Genomic DNA, 22744 nt, shown 5'->3' with positions numbered 1-22744 from the left:
ATGACCCTGCACGCAGATCCCCACCTCGCGCTTGTCCGGCCGGTCCAGCCGCTGACCCCAGAAGGGTGCCAGGAGTGCCTGCTGCTCGGCTCCCCGTGGGTCCACCTCAGGCTCTGCCTGACCTGCGGCCACGTCGGCTGCTGCGACTCCTCACCGAACAAGCACGCGCGTAAGCACGCAGCTGCCGACGCCCATCCGATCGTGCAGTCGTTCCAGCCCGGCGAGGACTGGCGGTGGTGCTACGTCCACGAGGCGTTCGTGTGATGCCCGGCGACGAGACGCGGCCCGACATGCCGCCGGTGCCGGACGAGGAGCAGGAGAGCGTCCCCTTCGAGACTCCTGACATCTACGGCGCCTATCCCCGCCTGAAAGACGACCAGATCGCCCGCCTGGCGCAGCACGGCCGGCGGCGTGCGGTTGACGCCGGTGACGAGCTGATCCGGGAGGGGGAGCGGTGCGAGACGTTCTATGTCGTCCTCAGTGGCTCTGTCGCCATCGTCGAGAACTACGGCACGCCCGATGAACACCTGCTGCGTGTGCACGGCCCTGGCCGCTTCATCGGCGAACTCGGCCTCCTGAACGGACAGGTGGCGTTCTACACCGCTGTGGTCAGGGACCCCGGCGAGATCCTCGCCCTGTCCATGGACCAGCTCCGTGACCTGGTGACCCGGGACGCCACCCTCGGCGATGTGGTGCTGCGCGCCTGCCTGGGGCGCCGCGCTCTGCTCGTCGGACAGGGCGCCGGTTTCCGCATCATCGGCTCGCGCTACTCGCCCGACACCCGTCGGCTGCGCGAGTTCGCCGCCCGCAACCGGCTGCCGCACCGCTGGATCGATCTGGAGACGGACAAGGAGGCCGAGGCACTGCTGCGCCGCTTCGGGGTCGGGCCGGAGCAGACGCCGCTGGTCATCTGGCGGGACACGACCCTGCTGCGCAATCCGAGCAACGCCGAACTGGCACGGTTCATCGGCCTGCCGGCCCTGGAACCGGGCAACGGCCGCGGCGACCTCCTCATCGTCGGCTCCGGTCCGGCCGGTCTCGCCGCCGCGGTGAACGCCGCCTCGGAGGGCCTCGGCACGACCGTGGTCGAGGCGCTGGCCACCGGCGGCCAGGCCGGGACGTCGTCCCGCATCGAGAATCTGCTCGGCTTCCCTTCAGGCATCTCCGGCGCCGAACTCACCGAGCGCGCCGTGCTCCAGGCGGAGAAATTCGGCGCCCGGATCAGCGTCCCGGCGGAGGCGGCCCGGCTCGAACGGCGGGACGACCACTACGCCGTCGGGTTCGCCGACGGCAGCGAGGTCACCGCCCGTACCGTCGTCCTGGCCACCGGTGCCCGCTACCGCCGCCTCCGTGTGCCCGGCATCGAGCCTTTGGAGGGCTCGAGCGTCCACTACTCGGCGACCGTCTACGAGGCCCAGCAGTGCCGTACCGACCCGGTGGCGGTGGTCGGCGGCGGCAACTCCGCGGGCCAGGCGGTGCTCTTCCTGGCCGGATACGTACCGCAGGTGTATCTGCTCGTCCGTGGTCCGAGCCTCGAGGCGCACATGTCCCGCTATCTGATCGATCAGATCGAGCGCCACCCCCGAGTGCGGGTGCTGCTGCACACCGAGGTGACCGAGGCACTGGGCGACAAGACGCTCGAGGCGGTCACCGTGGTCGACCACCGTACGGGCGAGCACCGCCACCTCGAGGTGCGGGCCCTGTTCGTCTTCACCGGCGCCGACCCGCACACCGATTGGCTGTCCGGCGTGCTCGCTCTCGATGCGCGCGGCTTCGTGCTCACCGGGGCGGAGGCGCAGGCCTGCTCCGTTCCCGAAGTGTGGCAGAGCCAGGGCCGCGACTGCCTGACGTTGGAGACCAGCCTGCCCGGCGTCTTCGCCGCCGGCGATGTGCGCAGCGGCTCGGTGAAGCGCGTGGCCTCCGCGGTCGGCGAAGGCTCGATGAGCATCCACTTCGTGCACCGCTACCTGGGCCGCACCGCCGCGCTCGGCAACACCGACACCTCCCCGCACACCCGTCCGAAACAGTCCGCTTGGCTCGCATGACGCCCAGCGGGCGACGACACCACGAGAAGGAGAAGGAGGCGATGGCCATGGCCACGCCCGTCCGGCGCCACCGAGGTGGCGCGATGCAGGACAGGCCCGTCGGCTGGGCACGCAATCCGCTGACGGAGTTCGATCAACTGCTCAGCGAGATGAGCGGGCTGATGGAATCCACGGTGGGAAGCGCGGCGGCCGCAGTCGCGTGGACTCCCCTGGCGGATGTCACGGAATCCGACGACGCCTTCCACGTCGAGATCGAACTCCCCGGCGTCAAGAAAAAGGACATCAACGTCGAGGCGAACGGCCAGGAGCTGGTGGTCACCGGAGAGATCAAGGAGAAGGAACGCAAAGGCGTCCTGCGCCGGAGCACCCGCCGCACCGGATCCTTCGAGTACCGCCTGCGGCTGCCCGGGGAGATCGACACCGAAAAGATCAACGCGCAGATCTCGGACGGCGTGCTCAGCATCACCGTCCCCAAGGCCGAGGTCGCAAAGCCCCGGCACGTCGAGATCAGCGAGACGAGTGAAAGCTCCGAGAGCAAGGGCTGAGACCCGAACGCCGCGGTTCCGGACACATGTCCGGCACCGCGGCCGGGCCGGCGAGGCTCGACACCGCGGGGCTCATGAACGACGTACCCCCTCACGACGGCGGAGACGCGGCAGGTGGCTCCCCACCGGCTTCCTTTCGGCCCCGCAGGCGCCAGGCGCGCAGCAGCCGAAGGGGGAGCAGACCCAGCGGTGCTCGTCGGCCCAGGTCCACCTGGTCCTCGCGGTCGAATGCACGGGCGTAGCGCTCGGCGTCCTGGGCCGTCGGATATCGCTTGCTTCCCTGCGCTCCACACCCACGCGCGCAGTGCCAGCGCATCGTGTCGCCCTCGTGGAGAAAGCGAAAACGGTGTCCCAGAAGGTGGCAGCGCAGCACAGCAGACCACCCTATGCAGATCTGCCCGTTTCGGCCCGTTCTGTCCCTCTCCAGGTGACAGCCCATGGCCCTCAACGAGGAGGCATGGCATGACCACCACTGCCGAACTCGGTGTCGTCACGACCAAGGTCCCGGCCCGGCTCGACCGGCTTCCGTGGTCCCGATTCCATTGGCGGATCGTCATCGGTCTGGGTACCGTCTGGATTCTGGACGGGCTCGAAGTGACCATCGTCGGGGCGGTTGCCGCCCGTATGACCGAGCCGGACAGCGGCATCAACCTGACCAGCGCCGACATCGGCACTGCGGCCGCCATCTACGTGGCAGGCGCATGTGCGGGCGCTCTCCTGTTCGGGAGGCTCACCGACCGTTACGGGCGCAAGAAGCTGTTCATGCTCACGCTCGGCATATACATCCTCGCCACGGTCGCGACCGCGTTCGCCCACGACGCCTGGTACCTCTACCTCGCCCGCTTCATCACCGGTATGGGCATCGGCGGAGAGTACGCCGCGATCAACTCGGCCATCGACGAGCTGATTCCCGCCCGCAACCGTGGGCAGGTGGATCTGGCCATCAACGGCAGCTACTGGGTCGGTGCGGCGACCGGCAGCCTGGTCGCCGTCCTCCTTCTCAACGAGAGTCTCCTGGCAGCGGACCTCGGCTGGAGGCTGGCTTTCGGTCTGGGCGGCATTCTGGGCCTGGGCATCATGCTGGTACGCCGCCACGTGCCGGAAAGTCCGCGCTGGCTGTTCATCCACGGGCATCAAGCCGAGGCTGAACGCATCGTCGACCAGATCGAGGCCGAAGTGCGCCAGGAGACCGGCCTCGATCTGCCGGAACCGGGCGAGGCGGTCACCGTACGGCAGCGCGACGTCATCCCGTTCAGGGAGATCGCCGCCGTGGCTCTGCGGCGGTACCCGCGTCGCGCCCTTCTCGGTCTGGCGCTCTTCGTCGGACAGGCGTTCCTGTACAACGCGATCGTCTTCGACCTGGGCACGATCCTGAACGGCTTCTTCGACATCGGCTCCGGCTCGATCCCCTACTACCTTGCCATCTTCGCGATCGTCAACTTCCTCGGACCACTCCTTCTCGGCCGACTGTTCGACACCGTCGGCAGGAAGCCGATGATCGCGGGCACCTACTTCGGCTCGGCAGCCGTGGCAGCCGTCCTCGCCGTCCTGCTGATCAACGACTCCCTGACGACATGGTCGTTCTTCCTGCTGGTCTCGCTGACCTTCTTCGTGGCGTCCGCGGGAGCGAGCTCGGCCTACCTGACGGTGAGCGAGGTCTTCCCCATGGAGACCCGAGCCCTGTCCATCTCGCTGTTCTTCGCGATCGGCACGGCCGTGGGCGGAATCACCGGCCCGCTGCTGTTCGGCCACCTGATCCACAGTGGCGATGCCAACCTGGTGGCCATCGGCTTCCTCGTCGGAGCGGCAGCCATGGCGCTGGGCGGGCTGGCCGAGGTGTTCTTCGGTGTCCGGGCCGAACAACAGTCCCTGGAGAACATCGCCCGGCCGCTCACCGCTGAGGAAGCCGAGGCGGCCTCGCGCGACGAGCCCGCGCCACAGGAGGCACGGGACCACATCCGGCCCGCGCACGTCCGGCAGGCCGCGCACGAGCGGGACCTGCGTATCGCCGACCGCACCGCCCGCCGCCGGGAGCGGGAGCGCGCCGGAACCCGCCGCTACCGCCCGGGCACCGGACCGGGCAGCACTCTGTACTCGCCGGGGATGGCCGGCACCGCGGGCACGGCGAGCCGTACGTCCGCCATGGCCGAACAAGGCCTCGACGACGAGATCCAACAGATCACCCACGCACTCCACGAAGCCGGCCCGACGAGCCGCGACCGACTCGAACAGGCCGTGGGCGGCCGTTCCTGGGGCCCCGGCCGCTTCCGCCGCGCCCTGCGTGAGGCCGAGCGGGAGTCCCGGGCCAAGAGCCTTGCGAACGGCAGCTACGCGCCGTCGGACTGACCCGGCCGGCGCACAGAGCACCAGGCAACCACCATGACCAGCGGTGAGCGGGACACTAGGAGGCAGTGATGAAATACGACGGATTCCTCGCCCAAGTACGTGAGCGAGGCGAATACAAGGACCAGGACGAAGCCGCGGACGTCACCAACGCCGTGCTGGAAGTGCTGGCCCAGCGGATCAGCCCTGGAGAGGTCAAGGACCTCGCATCCCAGCTGCCCGGCCCGCTGGGACAGGTTCTGAACGATGCAACGCCGCAGAAGGCGCGCAGCTTCGGGATCGAAGAGTTCTACCGGCGGGTCACCGAGCGCATCCAGGCCCGGCCGCGTACGGCGCAGTGGGACGCCAGCGCGGTCCTGACCACCGTTGCCGACGCTGTGACCGGCGGAGAACTGAATCAGGTCATCAGCCAACTCCCCTCCAGTTACGCGGTTCTGTTCGGAAAGGCCGACCTCGCGGACTGAGCTCGTGAGGCGCTCAGAACGAAAGGCCCACTCACGTGGTCGAGTGGCGCCATCTCACATCCCGGGTGCCGAAGTCGTTTGCCGCGCTCCTGCCGTGCCCCCGGCGGAGGAGGTCACGCGTGCGGTCCAACGCGCCGAGCAGGCCTACGGCGCCCCGGCCGTCCTCCCCCGTCATGGCTGCGCCTTGCGGCTCTTGCGGGTACGGATCGGCGGGCTGCCTGCACCTGCTGGCGGAGGCCGGCGTGTCACGCGGCGTGGACGTTACCCCGGCGGCATCTGTGGGCACTTGGGATCGGCGGAGCAGCCGACGAGGAGGATCCACTCATGCAGGTGTCGTCTCAGGGCGTTACGGTCGTGGCTCTCCTGGCGGATCCTGACTCGCCGACGGAGATCGCGCGGCGCATGGCCCGGACACTCTCCGCTCGGCTCACCGACAAGTCGGGCCAGGGCCGACGGTTCGACGTCGAGGTGGTCAGTGAGCCCTTCACCTCGGGGGCGGAAGACCCCCCCACCTTGATGCGCCGGATCATGGACCGTGGGAGTGCGGAGAACTGGGACATCGTCGTGGCCCTCACCGACCTTCCGCTGCACTCACACGGGCGCAGGCTCGCTGTGAATCTGAATCATGAACACGGCTTGGTGCTGCTCTCTCTTCCTTCACTGGGAGGCCTGCGGTTGCAGACGAGGGCCCGGCGGGCCGTCGAAGAAGCCGTGCTTGGCATGGCGGGTCCGCGAACCACCGGGGCTGAAGGAGCTCCGCGAAGTCAGCCGCTTCCGGGGCCCTCCGTCAAACGTCTCGCGCCTGTTCGTCCAGGCCAAACCGGTGAGGGGGAGACCGACGAACTTCGGTACGTCGTCGGCGGGCCCCGCGGATACCTGCGGGTGCTCGCCGGTATGGTCCGCGCCAACCGGCCGTGGCGGTTGGTGCCGGGCCTGTCGAAAGCCCTGGCGGCCGCACTCGCGACGGGAGCGGTCGCCACCGTGAACTCCACCGTCTGGACCCTGGCCGCGTCTCTCAGCACGCCACGCCTCGTGATCGCCACGGTCGGATCTGTCGCGATCATGATCGGCTGGCTGATCATAGACGCGGAGCTGTGGTACCGATCAGCAGAGAGCTCGCCGGAGGCGAGGCAGAGGGCCCGACTGTACAACGCATCGACGGTCGTGACCGTGGGTATCGGGGTGCTCGTCTGCTACGCGGGTCTGATGGTCATCAACTGGGTGTGGGCGCTGTTCATCCTCAACGACCAGGCGTTCGCTTCCGTGACCCGAACTCCACTGGACGCCGAGGAGTACTTGACGCTGGCCTGGTTCGTCGCTTCGATCGCCACCGTGGGTGGCGCGCTGGGATCGGGCTTGGAGAGCGACGATGCGATCCGGGCAGCCGCCTACTCCAAGCGCGAACAGGAACGTCGCCGCAGGCTCCAGGACGACCACGATGACTAGCCGGGATCCGACGCGGAGATACGGCGCTCGTCGGCCGGACGGAAAGATTTCGCTGATTGATGCGCATGTGCCCGTTTCGCGTCGAGGGCCGACGGGGACCCGGACGGCACGCCGCCGGGGCCCGGTGCTCCGCGTCGCAAGCCGCCGGCGGCGCCGTTGCACCTGATCCGGGTGAACGACCCGCAGAGGCATGCCGGAGCCACGGACCGCGTCCCACCTACCTCCACGCGTTGAACTCCCGGGAGTGAGGCTCTTCGCGCCGTCTCCATCACCGCCGTGGTGCGGTCATGCCGCGACAGCAAGGGATCGCAATCATGAAAGCAGCGGTATACGAAGGACCGCGAACGGTCACGGTGAAGGACGTACCGGACCCGAAGATCGAGCACCCCTGCGACATCATCGTCAAGATCACTACTACCAACATCTGCGGTTCGGACCTGCACATGTACGAGGGCCGCACCTCGTTCGAGTCCGGCCGTACGCTGGGGCACGAGAACATGGGCCAGGTCGTGGAGGTCGGCTCGGCCGTCCGAAAGGTCCAGGTCGGCGAGTATGTGGTCCTGCCCTTCAACATCGCCTGCGGCTTCTGCAAGCAGTGCGAGCAGGGTCTGACCAACTACTGCCTGACCATGCAGCCGGAACCGGCCCTCGCCGGAGCCGCCTACGGGTTCGCCGACATGGGCCCCTACCAGGGCGGCCAGGCGGAACTTCTGCGCGTGCCCTACGGCGACTTCAACGCGCTGCGGCTGGGCGAGGACGCCGCCGACCGGCAGACCGACTACGTGATGCTCGCCGACATCTTCCCCACCGGCTATCACGCCACCGAGATGGCCAACGTCAAACCGGGCGACCAGACCATCGTCTTCGGCGCCGGTCCGGTCGGGCTGATGGCGACCTACTCCGCCCTCCTCAAGGGCGCCGGCCGCGTCTGGGTGGCCGACCATCAGCCCGACCGGCTGCGCAAGGCGGAGGAGATCGGCGCCATCCCGATCAACACCGCCGAGCAGAATCCAGCCGAGGTCGTCAAGGAGGCCACCCTCGGTCTGGGCGCCGACAACGGCTGTGAGTGCGTCGGCTACCAGGCCCACGACCCCGAGGGACACGAGGACGCCAGTCTCACGCTCAACGGACTGATCGACTCGGTCAGGTTCACGGGCCATATCGGCGTGGTGGGCGTGTTCCTGCCCGAGGACCCCGGTGGCGCCGAGGCCCAGGGCGAGCTGGAGGCACAGGGAAAGGTCCCGATCGACTTCGGCATGATGTGGTTCAAGGGCCAGCGCATGGGCACCGGACAGGCGCCGGTGAAGAGGTACAACCGGGCGCTGCGGGATCTGATCGCCGGCGGGAAGGCGAAGCCGAGCTTCGTCGTCTCCCACGAACTCAGCCTGAACGAGGCCCCCACCGCCTACGAGCACTTCGACGCCCGCGACGAGGGCTGGACCAAGGTTGTCCTGCACCCGAACGCGAACGGCCACAAGCAATAGAAGACCCGAGGGCCGCCGTCCCGCGTGTCTCCTCGGACCGGTCCGGCCTACGGCGATCGCCCAGGCTCCGGCCGCGGCCCGGCGGCGGCGGCCTGCGCTCCGGTCGGCGGACGCCTCCACCGGCCCACCATGACCGGGCGTACCCGACAGAGCGGGGCCCGGACACCGCCGGAGCCACCACCCCGGCTTCCGGTGACGCCACCCGATACGCCCGTGCTCGCCGGCAAGCCGGCGGCGAAGATTACGCAGTACACGCAGTGCGAGGCGGTCCTCGGGACTGGTGAGGTCGCATGATGATGCGTCACGCATTCACCGACGCGCAGGTCTTGGGCCGCGCGGGAGTCTTCCTTGCCCGGCTGTCGCACCTCCACCAGGCCGACGCGGCACTCCGGCTGGGCTCACACCCGTGACGTGGCTGCGAACCTTCGGGGAGGTCGTGCGCTCCGGGCTCACGATCGAGGAGACGCGGCTGGAGCCCCTGCTCGCGCTGCGCACGGCGGCTGGGGTGGCGCTCGTCATCGCGTCGGCGCTCTGGCTGGCTTCCCCCGCGTATGCCGCGTCCGCCGCCCTCGGCGCCTACTCCGCGGGTGGGGCCACCTTCCAGCGCACCTGGCGTCCACGCAAGGTGATCGCGCTCGGCGCGGGCGCGGGACTGGCCCTCAGCACCTTCGTGGGCTACCTGGCGGCGGGTCGACTCATGACGTTCCTCCCCCTGCTGGCCGTATGGGCCTTTGCCGCAGGGATGGCGTGGGCCCTCGGATCGACCGCTGGGATCGTCGCAGCGACGACCGTGGGCAGCATGCTGGTGACCATCACCCTGCCCACGAGCCTCGGACGAGCCCTGGAGCACGCCGGAGTCATCGCACTCGGCGGCGTGGTGCAGGCCCTGCTGATCTTGCTGTTCCCGATCCGCCGTTGGGGGGCGCATCGTGACGCACTCGCCGACGCCCTGGCCGCCCTGGCGGACTACGCCCGCCGACTGCGGCACGACCCGACCGCCCCGTTCGACCCGGAACCGTTGATGACGGCCCGGGACGCGGCCGCCGTGACGCCGTCACAAGCCCGCACCCGTCCCCCCGTCCTCCACGGCCCCCAGAGGCCTAGCCGAGCGCATTCGGCCGGTCGTCGCAGCGCTCGCCGACCCGGACGTCGGCGCCCCGGCGGAGGGCCCCGGGCGGGACCGCGCGCGGGAGTTGCTCAACGCAGCCGCCGACGTCCTGGACGCGACCGCCCGTTCGGTCCGCCACGGCACTCCCGCCGAGGTACCACCCGGGACGGCGGATGTCCTGCACGTCGACGACAAGGACGAGGTGCTGGAGGGCCCCGCACGGCAGGCCGCCGAGCGGCTCGTCGAACTGCTGCAAGAGGCACTGGAGATCGCTGAGAGCGGCAGCGCGGGCGGGAGGATGCCCACGCCGCACGGCCCTGCCGACACCCGGTTCTTGGTGCGCCCCACAATGCTGCGACTGGTCCCGGTTGCCGTCCGGGCGCTTCGCAGGGAGTTCCGCCGCGACTCGCCCGTGTTCCGGCACGCCGTCCGCCTGGCGGCGGTGGCCACGATCGGCTATCTGATCGCCGCCCAGCTGCCCCTGGGCCACGGCTACTGGGCGCCCATCGCCTCGGTGATGGTGATGCGGCCCGACTTCCACCGGACGTACGCGCGTGCGGTGGCCCGTTTCGCCGGGACCCTGGCGGGAGTCACGCTCGCCACCGGGATGGTGCGGGCCCTGGGCCCCGACGCCCATGTGTTCGGCGCGCTGGCGGTGGTCTCGGCGGGCCTGTCGTACACGCTGATCCGCACCGGCTACGCGTACTCCCAGTGCTTCACCGCCGCCTACGTCGTCTTCCTCCTCGGTATGGGCGGCCAGGCATGGGAGCAGACGGTCCCGGAGCGGGTAGTGCTCACCCTGCTCGGCGGAGCGCTGGCGATGCTGGCGTTCGTGATGTTCCCCGCGTGGGAGACGCCCCGGCTGCCGGGCAGGCTTGCGGACTGGCTCGGGGCCAACGGCCGCTACGCGGCCGCGGTACTCCGCAACTACGCCGAGCCGACCCGGGAGCGTCACGCCGACATGCGCCGGGCACTACTGGCGAGCAGGGAGGCTCGTACCGCCTGGCAGGAGGCCTATGACCAGGCAAAGCAGGAGCCGGTCCGCCCCAGAGGTCTGACGTCGCGCGAGGCCGAGGAGGCGCAGGAGGCACTCAAGGAGTTCGACAGAGCGGCGATGCTCATGGAGAGCAACGTCCCGCGAGCCGACAGCCGTTCCGCCTCCGAGGCAGAGCGCCTCGCCGACGCCCTGGAAGCGGACACCGCGCAGGCGGCAATCGACGTGCGCGAGCACAGGAATCCGGACTGGCGGCGCGTGGAAGAGGCGCTCCACACGTGGGAGGACACCACCGCCCGGGAACCGAGCCCGGTGCTACGGCACGGGGCGGAACTGCAGAAACGGGCCCTGAAGGACCTCACGACAGCCGTGAGCCGCACACCCCTGGAACAGGACACCGGTTCCGCTCGCGAGGAGCAACGGGTACAGGCGGCCGTGGCGGCGGAAGGTGACGGATCAGCGGCCGGGCACCGGGGTGGGTGACGGCGCCGACGACGGGAGCGTCGCACCTCGTGTACGCGACCTCGGCCTGACCGGGGAGGGCGTGGTGTGGGGGGCACGGTGGTGAGGGCGAGTGCCCCGCCGGCGCTCGCGTTCCGGTTGAGCGCGGTGCGTCAGGTCGGTCCTTCGACGGGCGCGGGTGGGCTTTCCTTACAGGGGCAGAGAGGGAAGGCGACTGATCTTGTCCGGCAACGCTCGCCGCGTGCTCACTCTGTAGGCGTTCCGGACGCAGAAGACAGTCTTCAGACGCGGCAGCAAGCCAGTGCCGGGCAGTCCGCGACGCGACAGCGACACCGCCATCGCGGAGTCGTTGACAGCGCGGTGTGTGCGAGGGCGCCCCGGGGATGCCTGAGACCCGGGGCTCCGTGCTTTTGCGGGCAGCGGTACTGCATCAGCGCTCCGAGCACCAGTCCAGCCGGTCGGCTGGACGTGCCGCCCGCGCGACTCAGTCCCGCCGACATAGACATGGCTGGAGCTCCTTCTCACGCCGGTCACCACCACGTGAGTGACCACGTCTCAGCTCGCCGGCGGAATGTCATCCCTGCTGCTCCGGGCCTGGCGGTCCAGGAACTCAATCAGCCGTGTTTCCGAACGTCCAAGCCTCTCCCGTCGTCCGAAGGGAAGCGAGGCCGCGTTCCCCGGGAGCCCTGGGATCTCAGGGCTCCCGCGTGAGCGGCTGTGCGTGGCGTCAGCGTGCGAACTTTTCGATGGCCGTCGGGGTGACGGGGGTGAAGAAGTTGACGAGGTTGCCGTCGGGGTCACGGAACAGCAGCGACCGATTGCCCCAGGGCATCGTCGTGGGCTCGGTGACGAAGTCGGAGACGAAGGCGGTCAGGTTCTGGTGAACGCGGTCCACGTCGTCGACGAGGAACTCGGTTATCACGCTGTGGTTCTCCGCCGGGCGGGCAGAACCCGGGGCGAACAGCGGGACGGTGCGGGTGCTGGCGATCGCGAGGATGGCGCCCGCGGTCTTGAGCTCGGCGAAGTCTTCGGTCGCCCACGTCGCCCGCACCCCTGTGGCTCGCTCGTAGAACTCGACGAGGCGCGCTACGTCGCTGGTGATGATGCGGATCGAGACGAAGTCCATGGGAATCTCCTTGGCTGTACTGGAGGCGAGGCGTGCACTGCGCAGGCTAGGACAAATAGTGGACAGAATCGGTCCTCTATTCGCGTTAGGTTGTGCACATGCCTCGACCCACTGCCCGCGTGCTGACACTTCTGGAGCTGCTGCAGTCCGGCGGCACCCGGACGGTGGCCGAACTGGCCGACCGGCTCGGCGTCGAAGGGCGCACCGTGCGGCGTTATGTGGACCAGCTGATCGAACTGGATGTGCCCGTGGAATCGGTGCGCGGCCGCTACGGCGGGTACCGGCTCGCCCCCGGGTACCGCTTGCCTCCGCTCATGCTCAGCGACGACGAGGCGCTTGCCGTGCTGCTCGGCCTGGTCGCCGGCCGCCGAGCAGGGCTGACGACGACGGAGCGCACGGCGAGCGAGACGGCATCGGCGAAGATCCGGCGGGTGCTGCCCAGACACATCGCCCGTCGGCTCGACACACTTCTGGACGCTCTCGCCTTCACGGACCAGCCCGGCGAGTTCGACACGCCGGACGCTGGGGTCCTGCTCACCATCGCCGATGCGGTGCGCCACCACCGACCGGTCTCGATCCGCTACACCGACCGCGACGGGCGGCGCAGCGAACGCATACTGCACGCGTACGGGATCGTCGCCCATTCGGGCCGGTGGTACGTCACGGGCAAGGACGCCCGGATCGGCGAGGACCGAACCTTCAGGCTCGATCGCATCGCGGACGCGCGGACCCTGCCCGGCTCATTCGAAGCACCCGTGGGGCCCGGTCCGGCACAGCGGGTGTTGTCAGGGTTCGCCACGGCCGAGTACCGGCATGAGGTGACCTTGCGTATCCACGGGACAGGTGAGCAGATCCGCGCCCACCTTCCCGTCAGCGTCGCTGGCCTGGAGGAGTACGAGCCGGCGGCAGGCGAGGACCGGGCGGCCGAGCGCTGGATGCGCGTCGAGCTGCGGGTGGAGCGGCTCGATTGGTTGCCTCCGGTACTCGCCGCACTGGACCGGCCGTTCGTCATCGAGCGCCCCGATGAACTGCGAGGCCTCGTCATCGCGCTCGCCGATCGCCTCGCGTCCCATGCCCGCCAAGCCTGACCGCAAGGAACCAGTGTCACGAGATGGCACACCTAGGCGATCACGCTGGGGCGCAAACCTGCGACGATGCCGCACGAGCCGGCCGGGCCATGCTTCGTTACGAGACCGTCGAAGAAGCCCTGCCTGGCGTCGTCGCGACCTCCGCACCTCCTGCCGGGGCGCCGCGGGGACAGCCTTCCGCACAGCCCTCAGGGAAGGCCGGGTGGCACGTCTTCGACGACGGAAAGTACGTCAGCCTCGGCAAGCTCAAAGGCAACAAGGGAAGCCAGAACTACGCGCTGCCCAGTGACGTGGATTGGTCGAGCTACAGCAGCGTGAGTATCTGGTGCGACCGTTTCGACGTCTCATTCGGCGCCGCCGATCTCACTCGCCTCTGACAGCGGTGCAGCCGCAGCTCGTCCGGGCCGGGCCGGCAGAGCTGTGGTGGCCCGGCCGTCGTACGACTACTGGACAGGGCGCATCGTGAATTCGCGGTCACCGGTCTGGCGTGAGTGACGACTCGGATACTCATCGTGGTCGGTGGCCGATTACCACGGTGTAGACCATCGGGCGGTCCGGTGCCGGCAGGATGCCGGGTTCGGCTGCGCCCGTGATCGACCCCGCCTACGCTCCGTCAGCAGGTCGGAACGTCACGAGACTGTGGGAGGCTGCGGGGATGCAAGGCGGTATTGGACACCGCTCGCCGGAGCGAACTGGACGGCCTCGCCAAGCAGTTGGCAGCGGATCCGCCGACGGCGGAAGCAGTGCAGGTGGTGCTTCAGGTTTCACCGGCCCCGTGAGTCACCATTACTGTAAGTGGTGGTGACTGCGCCGCGGAGATGGCCAGCGTTGATCATCTGGACGAGGTCGCCCACGCCATCGGCGGCGTCCGTACCTTGCCCGCTTACTCCAGTCCACCGAGGCGGAGGGCATCCTTCATCTCGCTGAGCTTCGCGGCTGCCGTCGCGGTCCACTCCTGCGGCTGTCCAGCAACACGGAGGGCGTCCTCAATCTCCCTGAGCTTCACGGAGGACAGCACGCCTGCCCGCTCGACCAGGTCGTCCCGGGACACGATGGTCAGCCACGTGCAAGGCGTGAAGCCTGGACGCGAGAACGCGAACCGCAGTACGCCTTCAAAGGGCAGTCCTTCCGTGGCGCCCACGGCCACTTCGATGCCCAGACCGCTGATGTCGACGCCCGCCGGAGCGACGACCTGCATCGCCCGGAGCCCGGACGCCTCGTCTCCCGGCAGCAGCACGACCGGGCGTCGCTCATCAAACTCGACCCACCAGACTTCGCCGTGTTGCATATGTCCTCCTGGCACGATCTGCGGTGAGGGCGCTGTGAAAACGGGTGCGGCCACCGTTGATCATCGGTGTGTGAAGACTGAAGATCATGCGTTGGCCACAGGTCACAGCGTAGACCGTGCCCGGTGGCAGGAGTCATTCGAGGGCCTGATGCAGCGGATCGCGGGCCGCTTCGCGCGGGTTGAACCCCGGCGCCGGGTGCAGGACTTGTTCTGAAAGGCGGTCGCGCCAGCGGTGCAGTGACGTGCCGTGCCCAGGGTCTCGTCCACTCGGCCATGCAGTCCGCCGGGCCGTCGTCGTGCCTGGTACTGGCTGTCCTACCGTCACGGAGAGCACTGGTTGTCCTCTCGTCACGGGCCGAGAGTGGACGCATGACGACCACATTCATCACAGGAGCCAACAAGTCCCTCGGGTATGAGACCGCCCGACGATTGATCGGGGCCGGCCACACCGTCCTCATCGGTGCGCGTGATCCGGAGCGCGGCCAGGCGGCCGCCGACGCACTCGGTGCCCGTTTCGTCCAGATCGATGTGACGGATGACGCGTCGGTGGCTGCGGCCGCCGCCGATATCGGGGCTCGCGAGGGCGGCATCGACGTCCTGATCAACAACGCAGGTATTCTCGGGACGCACAGCCCCGCTGACCAGATCACGGCCGCTGACGCCAGTGAGGTGTTCGATGTCAATGTCGTCGGGATCGTCCGGGTGACGCACTCGTTCCTGCCTTTGCTGCGCAAGTCCGCGAGCCCGGTCATCGTCAATGTGTCCAGCGGTATGGGGTCGTTCGCGGCCACCCATGACGCCGAGCGCGTCGAGTCGAGGAACCTCGCGCCGCTCTACACGGCGTCGAAGGCCGCGGTGACCATGCTGACCACGCAGTACGCGAAGTCCTGGCCGGATGTGAAGGTGAACGCGGCCGACCCGGGCTACACAGCGACCGACTTCAACGGGCACAGCGGCCCGCAGACCGTGACCGAGGGCACCGACGCGATCGTCGAACTCGCCACGATCGGGCCGGACGGGCCGACCGGGACCTTCCGCGACCGTCACGGTGAGATGGCCTGGTGATCCACCCCCGCATTCGGGGCTGGTACTGGCAGTCCTCTCGTCGCAGGGGGCACTGGTTCTCCTGTCGCCACAAGCCGAGAGTGGACGCATGACGACAACCTTCATCACTGTCAGGACACAACGAATGGGGGCTCTCCGATGAGCGATGGCGTGATCTCCAGCGGCTGGGACGTCCTGGACGCCTCACACGAAGCACTGCGCACGGCGGTCCGCGCCGTCCCCGCCGACGGCTGGCACCTGCCGACGCCCTGCGCGGCCTGGACTGTCGCCCAGGTCTTCCAGCACGCCGTCGGCGACCAGATCGGCTACGCCGCCGCGCTGACCGGAGAACCTGGCCCCGACTTCAACCCGTTCGCCCCATCGGGCGACATGGAGGGGGTGGACCCGGCAACATTCCTGGAGGACGCCCTGTCACGCGCGGCGAAGGCCTGGGCGGGGGTCGACCGGGACGCCGCCGAGGCGCCCGTGCCGCTGCCGCCGCACAGGTTGTCCCCGTGGTCCGGCTCGGCGGCGTGCGGGCTGGACGCAGCGGTCCACGCCTGGGACATCGCCGCCGCGACGGGCCGGCCCTCGCCGCTCACACCCGAGTTGGCCCGCCCTCTCCTCAAGGTCGCCAGGGAGATCGTCGAGCCACTGCGCCCCCGCGGCGCGTACACCGCCGCCCTGGCCCCCGACGAGGGCGACGACGACGTGGCGATCCTCCTGCGTTACCTCGGCCGCGCCCCCCACTGGAGCGCCTCTTGAGCCCCGCTCCCTACGCGGCGACAAGGCGGCCAAGGCTGCACGGCGCTCCGGCTGAGAAATGAGTACCGTCACGAACGCTCCTTCACGCGCTCGTCTCCGTCGACGCGGACCCGGTGGTGCTGCGCCCGAGGCGAGGCACCGGGAGGGCGGCCGCATTTCCGGAGGTCGTGGCCGGGGCCGTGCGGGTACCGGACGCCACTGCGTTGGACGGCGTTAAGTGACCTGCACGGGTGTCTCAGGTAGCCGGCGTCTCTGAGACCCGCTCGTCACAGCCGGTGCACCCGCGCCGAGGCCGCCATCATCCAGGCGTTCAACGCCTGAGCCCGGCCGCACGCGCCGCCACCCCGACTGGCTCCTCGGCGACAAGGACTACGACTCCAACCCCACCCGGCGGGAACTGCGCAAGCGGCGGACCTTGCCAGTCATTTCCCGCAAGGGCCCCCGAGCATCAAGGGCCTGGGCAAGCTCCGCCACGTCGTCGAGCAGACGCCCTTCTTGAGGCGTCTCCAGCAGATGAGGCTACAGGCCAATGCCCATGATTGCGTTAAGAGCTCCTACCACATGGCCGCCGGCAGGCCCGCCGCTGCATTTCCAGACCGCGGTATCGTGGACGTAATCCACGTGCAGGCCGAAGGCGTGGAGGCTGCACACAGGCCAGACCGTTGAGTAATAATCCATGACGAATTCCTGCACCCCTTCCGCCACGACACCCAGAACCTCCGCCCAATCCGGCGTCGAGACTTCCGTGGACTTGAAGCGGACTACGCCGACCGGCCCGAAATCCGGGTCGCGATAATATTTGACGTAGTCAAACTCGCCTCCGGTGACCCTTTTTCCTGTTCCGTCAAAAACGGACTTTTCGATCACCTCAAAGGCTGATCTCGCCATAGAAAAGGTTCGCTCGGTCCAGAGTTCACAGAACTCACCCTCCGGTATTTCTCCGAATTCGGCATGCACCTCGGACATCCAGGTCAGCACCTCCTCCGGGACAGACTCTCCTTGCCGCCAGACAGCTTGCAGCATCCTGTCCCGCCAGTCCGGGAAATTCGACATCGCCGCCAGCCCTCCGATGGGATTCACCTTCACGCATTGAAAGTTCAGCCTACAAAATAGCATGCCGCCGGAAGGGATTGCTTCCGGCGGAATGCTATTCCATGTGACCACTTGGATCGAACCGGGGGATCGTCAGGTGAACAGTGCGTAGATGCTCAGCCTCGGATTCCTCACGCAAAGGTTCTGAAAAGTGACGATGTCGGATCATTCGACATTGTCCACCCAGTCGAACAATGCCGTGATGCCCATTACGCTGCACTTCCCCCGCCCAGTCTCGGTTCGGCCTCTCCCATTTGAAACCCGCCAGGAGGCGTGGAATAAGTAGTCGCCCGCCTAGGCGTGGCCGTAAACTCTGGTTTCCCACAATCTACTTGCCGGGAATGGCGATTTCAGAGCCAAGCGAGACGCACTTGGAATGTCCAGTGCAATGGCGCCTGAGATAGGACGTGTAGTTCTTCGTCGCCTTCTGCTGATCCAGCCAGGAGGCGTACAACGGCGGCGCCTTCCCCCGCGGCCACGCCGTCTACCTGGCCCGGCTCGCCGAAGCCCACCTCGGTCTCGGTGACGTCTACGCCGCCGTGGCCACCGCGTACGACGCCGTCGCCCGGACGGACGACATCACCTCCGCACGCGGCACCAGCACACTGGAAGACCTCCGCAAAAAGCTCGCCCGCCGCCGCGGCATCCCCGCCGTCTCCGAATTCCTGGACTGCACCGACACCGATTGAGTCACCCACGGCCCGCTGGCGCGGAGACCGGTGTCAGGAGTCTCGATCGCGGGCCCGCAGTGCGAAAATGACCACCGGCATCATGCCCTCGACCGACGCTCGGACATGAGCCAAGCGTCACGCCGGCGGCGTGGTGAGTTTGGCGGCGACGGCGTCGAGGACCCAGTCCAGGCCGGTCGCGAAGGATGCCTCGGCGTCCACGTCCGCGCCGTCGTACACGGCCTTGGCCAGCGCTGGGAATCGTCCCGTGGCCAGCATTTTCGTCAGATACGGGCCAGAGGCGCGCTGCCAGTCGTGCTTGGACAGGCCCGTGGCGCGCTCGGCCCGCAGGTTCGCGATCTCGCGCCTGATCGCGCCGGTGTAGTAGGCGCCGACGGTCTCCACGGCACGCATGACGGTGTCGATGTCGGCGAGGCCGTCGAGGGCGGAAAGCGTGGCCTCGCCCACGGCGAGTCCGTGCGGGCCCAGGGCCGGGCGGCCGCCGAGCAGGTCGGCCAGCCATTCATGACGGAGGGCGGCCTGCCTGGTGCGGTGGGCGAGGATGCGCAGCGCCTCCCGCCAGTCACCGGGCCGCCCCTCGGGCAGGACCTCGGCGTAGACCTCGTCCATCATGAGGTCGAACAGCTCTTCCTTGGTGGCGATGTATCCGTACAGCCGCATCGGGCCGGCGTCCAGGCGGGCGGCGACCTTGCGCACCGACACCGCCTCGAGGCCGCCCTCGTCGGCCAGCGCGATGGCGGCGGCGACGATCCGCTCCCGGTCGAGTGGCACGGGGCGGGTCGGCGGCTCCGGACGGTCCCAGACAGTCATGGCACCACCGTACCCTTGCGATGCACCGTAATGGAGCAATACAGTGTATCGACATGAGACACCGAATCGCCGTAGTCGGGAGCGGACCTGCCGGCCTTGCCTTCGCCCGCGTCCTGCACCGCCATGACCACCCCGTCACCGTCCTCGAACGCGACCCCTCCCCCGACGCCCGCCCGCCGGGCGGCACGCTCGACCTGCACGAAGGGCTGGGCCAACTCGCCCTGGACAAGGCGGGGTTGCTGGCGGAGTTCCAGGAGCTGTCTCGTCCCGAGGGGCAGGCCATGCGCATCCTGGACACGGACGGGACCATCCTGCGCGACTGGCGACCGCGTCCTGGTGACCGGGCCAATCCCGAGATCGACCGCGGGCAACTCCGTGACTTGCTGCTCGGCCCCCTCGACGTCCAGTGGGGGCGGGACGTGACGCAGGTGGTGCCGGGGGCCCGGGACGGCGTACTGGTCCAGTTCGCGGGCGGGCGACAGGACGCGTTCGACCTCGTGGTCGGCGCGGACGGGGCCTGGTCCCGGGTCCGCCCGGCACTCTCACCGGTGACACCGCACTACACCGGCGTCACCTATCTCGAGACATCCCTGGACGACGTCGACACCCGCCACCCCGACCTCGCCCGGCTGATCGGCGACGGTTCCGTGGCGGTGTACGGGGTGAACCGGGGCCTCGTCGCCCAGCGCAACAGCGGCGGCCACGTCAAGGTGTACGCCCAGTTCCGTGCGCCGCTGGACTGGCACACGGACCCGGACCTCGACCTGTCCGACGTCGAGGCCGTGCGCTCGCGCCTGCTGGCCCTGTTCGACGGCTGGGCCGCTCCCGTCCTCGACCTACTCCGCCACGGCACTGCTTTCGTCCACCGCCCCCTCTACGTCCTGCCCGTGTCCCACGCCTGGGACCACGTCCCCGGGTTGACGCTACTGGGCGACGCCGCCCATCTGATGCCCCCGCTCGGGGCGGGTGCGAACCTCGCGATGCTGGAAGGCGCCGAACTCGCCGAGTCCATCGCCACCGGCCCTGAAGATCTGGACGAGGCCATCCGCGCCTTCGAGGAACAGATGTGGGCGCGGGCCGGCAGGTGGGCAGAGATCACGACGGCCGGTCTGGAACGCCTGGTGAGTCCGGACCCCGCCGGAGCCCTCGCCCTCTTCGACCAAGTCCAGCCATCCTGACTGCCCAGCGCGGGACGACCAGCACCAACAGCCAAGCCTCACGGGACCGCACGGCGCCGCCGCAGTCCCTTCCGGCAAGACCACCGCTGGACTGTCACATGAGACCCGTCAGAGGCTGCACAAGGACGGGTTGAGGGCGTCGGTCTCCGTCGACGCGGTCCGGGTGGTGCTGCGCTCCAGGCGCGGCACCGAGATGGCGGCCTCAGCACCATTCGGGCTCGCCGTCAGGCGGCTCGCGCCCTACCTCTCCTCCTGCCGACCGCCGGCATGGGCAGCCGCAGCGTCGGTCTTCAGGCCGCCGTCGGCCTCGACGCGGACGTGCCCAGCGGCACGGTGACCGTTGCGCCCACGCTCGCGCGCGTACGGCTCTGTCGGTGAGCGGACTCCAAGTCACCGTCGGGCCAGGCGGCACGGTGAACGTGACGGCGCCGGAGGGGCCGGCGAAAGCCACACCCAAGACGGTGCAGGCGAGTCGAGCATGATCAACCCGAGCGTGGTCTGCCTCCGTGAGCCGCTGCCCGGCGGGGTCGGCCTACGTCACTGGCTTGGTCCCCGCGTAGTTCAGAGAAGCGACCAGGACAAAGCTGTTGGCGCCTGAACAGATCGTTCGCGGCATCGCTGACATCCGCGGCGGCCCCGAGCACCGTCAGCCTACGAGCGCCGCTACGGCCAGCATGCCCTGACGAGCCGCCACGTGAAGATCATCCCGGCCCCATACGCGTTACCGGGGCGGTGAGGTCGCTGCAACCAGCCGTGGTCATCGGCCTGTCCAAGCAGGGCCAGGAGCGGCAGCTGGTACTCCATTGGGACGTACCCGTTCACGCCGGGCGGCTGTGTCACCGTGGCCGGCTGACGTCAGAGGGCGCGTGGTGACACACCCCAGGCCCAAGTAGGTGCGCCCGGTTGTCCGCCGCACGGCGAGACGGACAATTCGCGGCATCTTTCGGTTCGCCACAGACCACGTCTGGTCTGCGACGGACCAACTGCAACTCATTCTCTGCTCAATGCGGGCGAGGGCAGGGCCCGTCTCGCTAACGTGCCCTGTCGGTAAGGCCGATGCCGTCACGGGGAGCACCCCACGACACTGCCGCTGTCGCGTCGGCGTCTCTCCGAGCACGGCGGCTATGCATGCCGTTTCACACCGAGCCTCTCAGGATCCATATCTCCGTCATGTGCCCCACCTCGCTCCGCACGCCTCAGCAGCCCATTCGGGCGATGGAGACGACCACGTATCCCCTCCTCCAGGTCGCCCAGACCGTTCGCACTCTCTCGGGCGCCCCACCAGCCCCCGTCAGCACGGGGACGGCCACCGCTGCCGCCCCTCTTTCGCCAAACACCACATCGGCTTGCAGGGCCGAGGTCGGGCTGATCCCGAGGAGCTTCAAGTGATATCCGAAATGCATGAGTTGGCGGGCGATATTCAGTATCCGCTCGATCTGGCCGGGGTCTTTGCCTTCGCCGTCCACGGGGCACTGATCGCCACACGCAAGGACTTCGACTTCTTCGGCACACTGCTGTTGGCCGAGTCCGCGGGTGTGGGCGGCGGCCTCTTCCGGGACCTGGTGCTGCGTGTCCAACCCGTCGCGTTCACCGACCTCGGCTGTGCAACCGCCCCTTTCCTGGCGACCCTGTTGGTGTTCTTCAGTTCCCGCGCGCAGTCCTGGAAGCTGGGCTGGCACGTGGCCGACGCGGGCGCGTTGGGCATGTTCTGCGTCACTGGCACCGTCAAAGCCCTGGATCATGGTCTGAATTCCCCGGCCTCCGCCGCGATCGGGGTGACAACGGCCGTGGGTGGCGGAGTCGCCTGCTCGGTGCTGGCACGTGAGATACCGTCGTCACTCGCCTGGGACCGCGATCTCTACGTTGTGCCCGCGCTGCTCGGATCCGGTCTGGTGACCTTGCTGCACGCCACTTCCACCCTCAGGGTGGCCACCGCGGTGGCGGCCGGGTTGCTCGCCTTCGCGCTACGGCTGTCGGCCGTGCGGCTGGGCTGGCGCACACCGAGGTCTGCGCAGTGGCGGCGTGTGGGCGCAACCTCGGAGTCCGCCTCGCTGCCGGACGGGCGGCGGGAGAAGACCGCCCTGTCGCCAGCCGACGTTCGAACGGCTCAGCACCGATAGATCACGCCGAGCCGCTGGCGTAGCTTCGCCGCTCCAGGAGAGTCCCGGGCCGGCCTGGTGACCGCCAAGGGTGGCCAAATGGCCGTGCCGTCCCCACTGGGGGTGAGTGATGAGGTACTCCGTTCCCGGGTCGTCACGAAGGTTGCAGCCGAGGACCGACGCGGTGTGACCGCCCGCGAACGGGATCCGAAAGACAGGCCACCGGTCCTCGTCGCTCAGCGCTTCCCAGGCCTCAGCGGCATCGGCCCCGTCCACACCGAACCATTCCGGCACGGGGTCGTACTCCTGGGTCTCGCTCAGCCACATCAGATAGGCCGCCCAGAACCCCGGCAGTTCCAACAACTCCTCCCCCGCGACAAGAGGGGCGTTCTCGAATCCCTGTATCAACACCGGTCCAGACTCTCAGCCGCCTACGACAATCGGGCTCCCACGGTGGCACCTTCCGGCCCCACGAGCGCCTTACCCACCGGCGAACGGATTCGCTGAGCGTGGAAGATCTTCCTCACGACCTACAGAAGCTCGCTCGCTCAGAACAACTGTCCCGGCATCCAGGAGGCGAGGCGACTCGGACAGATGTTCTGATGGATCGAGCCTTCGGTGTCGGTGCGTTCACGTTCGGCACAGCCCGGTCACCGGCACGGTAGCTGTACATC

General features: G+C 68.7%; 17 protein-coding genes and 2 pseudogenes. 15 read left to right on the top strand and 4 right to left on the bottom strand.

What is annotated here, in order from left to right:
- The 8 genes and pseudogenes from OHS71_RS39995 (at position 1) to OHS71_RS39960 (ending at position 10912) form a co-directional block, all read left to right on the top strand.
- Complete coding sequence (locus OHS71_RS39995; protein WP_020123227.1) at positions 1–264, top strand: UBP-type zinc finger domain-containing protein; 264 nt, start codon at positions 1–3, stop codon at positions 262–264.
- On the top strand, positions 264–2045 hold the full coding sequence (locus tag OHS71_RS39990) for an FAD-dependent oxidoreductase (RefSeq protein WP_328484204.1): 1782 nt from the start codon (positions 264–266) through the stop codon (positions 2043–2045). The genes OHS71_RS39995 and OHS71_RS39990 overlap by 1 nt, the downstream gene beginning before the upstream one ends.
- 47 nt (positions 2046–2092) lie before the next feature.
- Positions 2093–2590, top strand: coding sequence for an Hsp20/alpha crystallin family protein (locus tag OHS71_RS39985; RefSeq protein WP_328484203.1), 498 nt, complete (start codon positions 2093–2095; stop codon positions 2588–2590).
- 462 nt (positions 2591–3052) lie between these two features.
- Positions 3053–4936 carry an MFS transporter gene (locus OHS71_RS39980; protein ID WP_328484202.1) on the top strand — a complete coding sequence of 628 codons (1884 nt, stop codon included), beginning with the start codon at positions 3053–3055 and terminating at the stop codon, positions 4934–4936.
- Between the two features lie 68 nt (positions 4937–5004).
- On the top strand, positions 5005–5397 hold the full coding sequence (locus OHS71_RS39975) for a DUF2267 domain-containing protein (protein ID WP_328484201.1): 393 nt from the start codon (positions 5005–5007) through the stop codon (positions 5395–5397).
- A 324-nt stretch (positions 5398–5721) separates the two neighbouring features.
- A complete protein-coding gene (locus OHS71_RS39970; RefSeq protein WP_328484200.1) occupies positions 5722–6843 on the top strand; it encodes a hypothetical protein in 1122 nt (373 codons plus the stop codon).
- A gap of 314 nt (positions 6844–7157) precedes the next feature.
- The gene (locus OHS71_RS39965) at positions 7158–8327 is read left to right on the top strand and encodes a glutathione-independent formaldehyde dehydrogenase (RefSeq protein ID WP_328484199.1); all 1170 of its coding nucleotides are present in this window, start codon (positions 7158–7160) and stop codon (positions 8325–8327) included.
- A gap of 406 nt (positions 8328–8733) precedes the next feature.
- Positions 8734–10912 (top strand): annotated as a pseudogene (locus OHS71_RS39960) (FUSC family protein).
- 706 nt (positions 10913–11618) lie between these two features.
- On the opposite strand, the gene OHS71_RS39955 reads toward OHS71_RS39960, so the two are convergent.
- Positions 11619–12017, bottom strand: coding sequence for a VOC family protein (locus tag OHS71_RS39955; protein WP_328484198.1), 399 nt, complete (start codon positions 12015–12017; stop codon positions 11619–11621).
- Positions 12018–12115: 98 nt separating this feature from the next.
- Between OHS71_RS39955 and OHS71_RS39950 the strand changes: the two genes are divergently transcribed.
- Together OHS71_RS39950 and OHS71_RS39945 are read left to right on the top strand one after the other, a co-directional pair.
- Positions 12116–13105: a helix-turn-helix transcriptional regulator gene (locus OHS71_RS39950; RefSeq protein WP_328484197.1), complete on the top strand. Its 990-nt coding sequence runs from the start codon at positions 12116–12118 to the stop codon at positions 13103–13105.
- Between the two features lie 188 nt (positions 13106–13293).
- A pseudogene (locus OHS71_RS39945) lies at positions 13294–13482 on the top strand (DM13 domain-containing protein); the annotation flags it as partial.
- 506 nt (positions 13483–13988) lie between these two features.
- Here OHS71_RS39945 and OHS71_RS39940 read toward each other — a convergent pair.
- Positions 13989–14393 carry a type II toxin-antitoxin system PemK/MazF family toxin gene (locus tag OHS71_RS39940; RefSeq protein ID WP_328484195.1) on the bottom strand — a complete coding sequence of 135 codons (405 nt, stop codon included), beginning with the start codon at positions 14391–14393 and terminating at the stop codon, positions 13989–13991.
- Positions 14394–14762: 369 nt separating this feature from the next.
- Between OHS71_RS39940 and OHS71_RS39935 the strand changes: the two genes are divergently transcribed.
- Positions 14763–15458, top strand: a complete 696-nt coding sequence (locus OHS71_RS39935; RefSeq protein WP_328484194.1) for an SDR family NAD(P)-dependent oxidoreductase — start codon at positions 14763–14765, stop codon at positions 15456–15458.
- A 138-nt stretch (positions 15459–15596) separates the two neighbouring features.
- Entirely contained in the window at positions 15597–16202 is a 606-nt protein-coding gene (locus OHS71_RS39930; RefSeq protein WP_328484193.1) for a TIGR03086 family metal-binding protein, read from the top strand.
- 519 nt (positions 16203–16721) lie between these two features.
- Here the strand turns inward: OHS71_RS39930 and OHS71_RS39925 are convergent.
- Positions 16722–17288 (bottom strand): hypothetical protein, encoded by a 567-nt coding sequence (locus OHS71_RS39925; protein ID WP_328484192.1) that lies wholly within the window; start codon positions 17286–17288, stop codon positions 16722–16724.
- Between the two features lie 545 nt (positions 17289–17833).
- Here OHS71_RS39925 and OHS71_RS39920 point away from each other — a divergent pair.
- Positions 17834–17983 carry a hypothetical protein gene (locus OHS71_RS39920; protein WP_328484191.1) on the top strand — a complete coding sequence of 50 codons (150 nt, stop codon included), beginning with the start codon at positions 17834–17836 and terminating at the stop codon, positions 17981–17983.
- 117 nt (positions 17984–18100) lie between these two features.
- Here the strand turns inward: OHS71_RS39920 and OHS71_RS39915 are convergent, their stop codons facing one another.
- Positions 18101–18793 (bottom strand): TetR/AcrR family transcriptional regulator, encoded by a 693-nt coding sequence (locus tag OHS71_RS39915; protein ID WP_328484190.1) that lies wholly within the window; start codon positions 18791–18793, stop codon positions 18101–18103.
- 53 nt (positions 18794–18846) lie between these two features.
- On the opposite strand from OHS71_RS39915, the gene OHS71_RS39910 reads away from it, so the two are divergent.
- Both OHS71_RS39910 and OHS71_RS39905 read left to right on the top strand, forming a co-directional pair.
- A complete protein-coding gene (locus OHS71_RS39910) occupies positions 18847–19971 on the top strand; it encodes an FAD-dependent oxidoreductase (protein WP_328484189.1) in 1125 nt (374 codons plus the stop codon).
- Between the two features lie 1397 nt (positions 19972–21368).
- Positions 21369–22091 (top strand): trimeric intracellular cation channel family protein, encoded by a 723-nt coding sequence (locus tag OHS71_RS39905; RefSeq protein WP_328484804.1) that lies wholly within the window; start codon positions 21369–21371, stop codon positions 22089–22091.
- Positions 22092–22744 lie beyond the last annotated feature (653 nt).

The sequence above is a fragment of the Streptomyces sp. NBC_00377 genome, from assembly GCF_036075115.1.
GTDB lineage: Bacteria > Actinomycetota > Actinomycetes > Streptomycetales > Streptomycetaceae > Streptomyces.
Note: the sequence above shows the minus strand (reverse complement) of the source record. Positions and strands in the feature narration are given on the sequence as shown.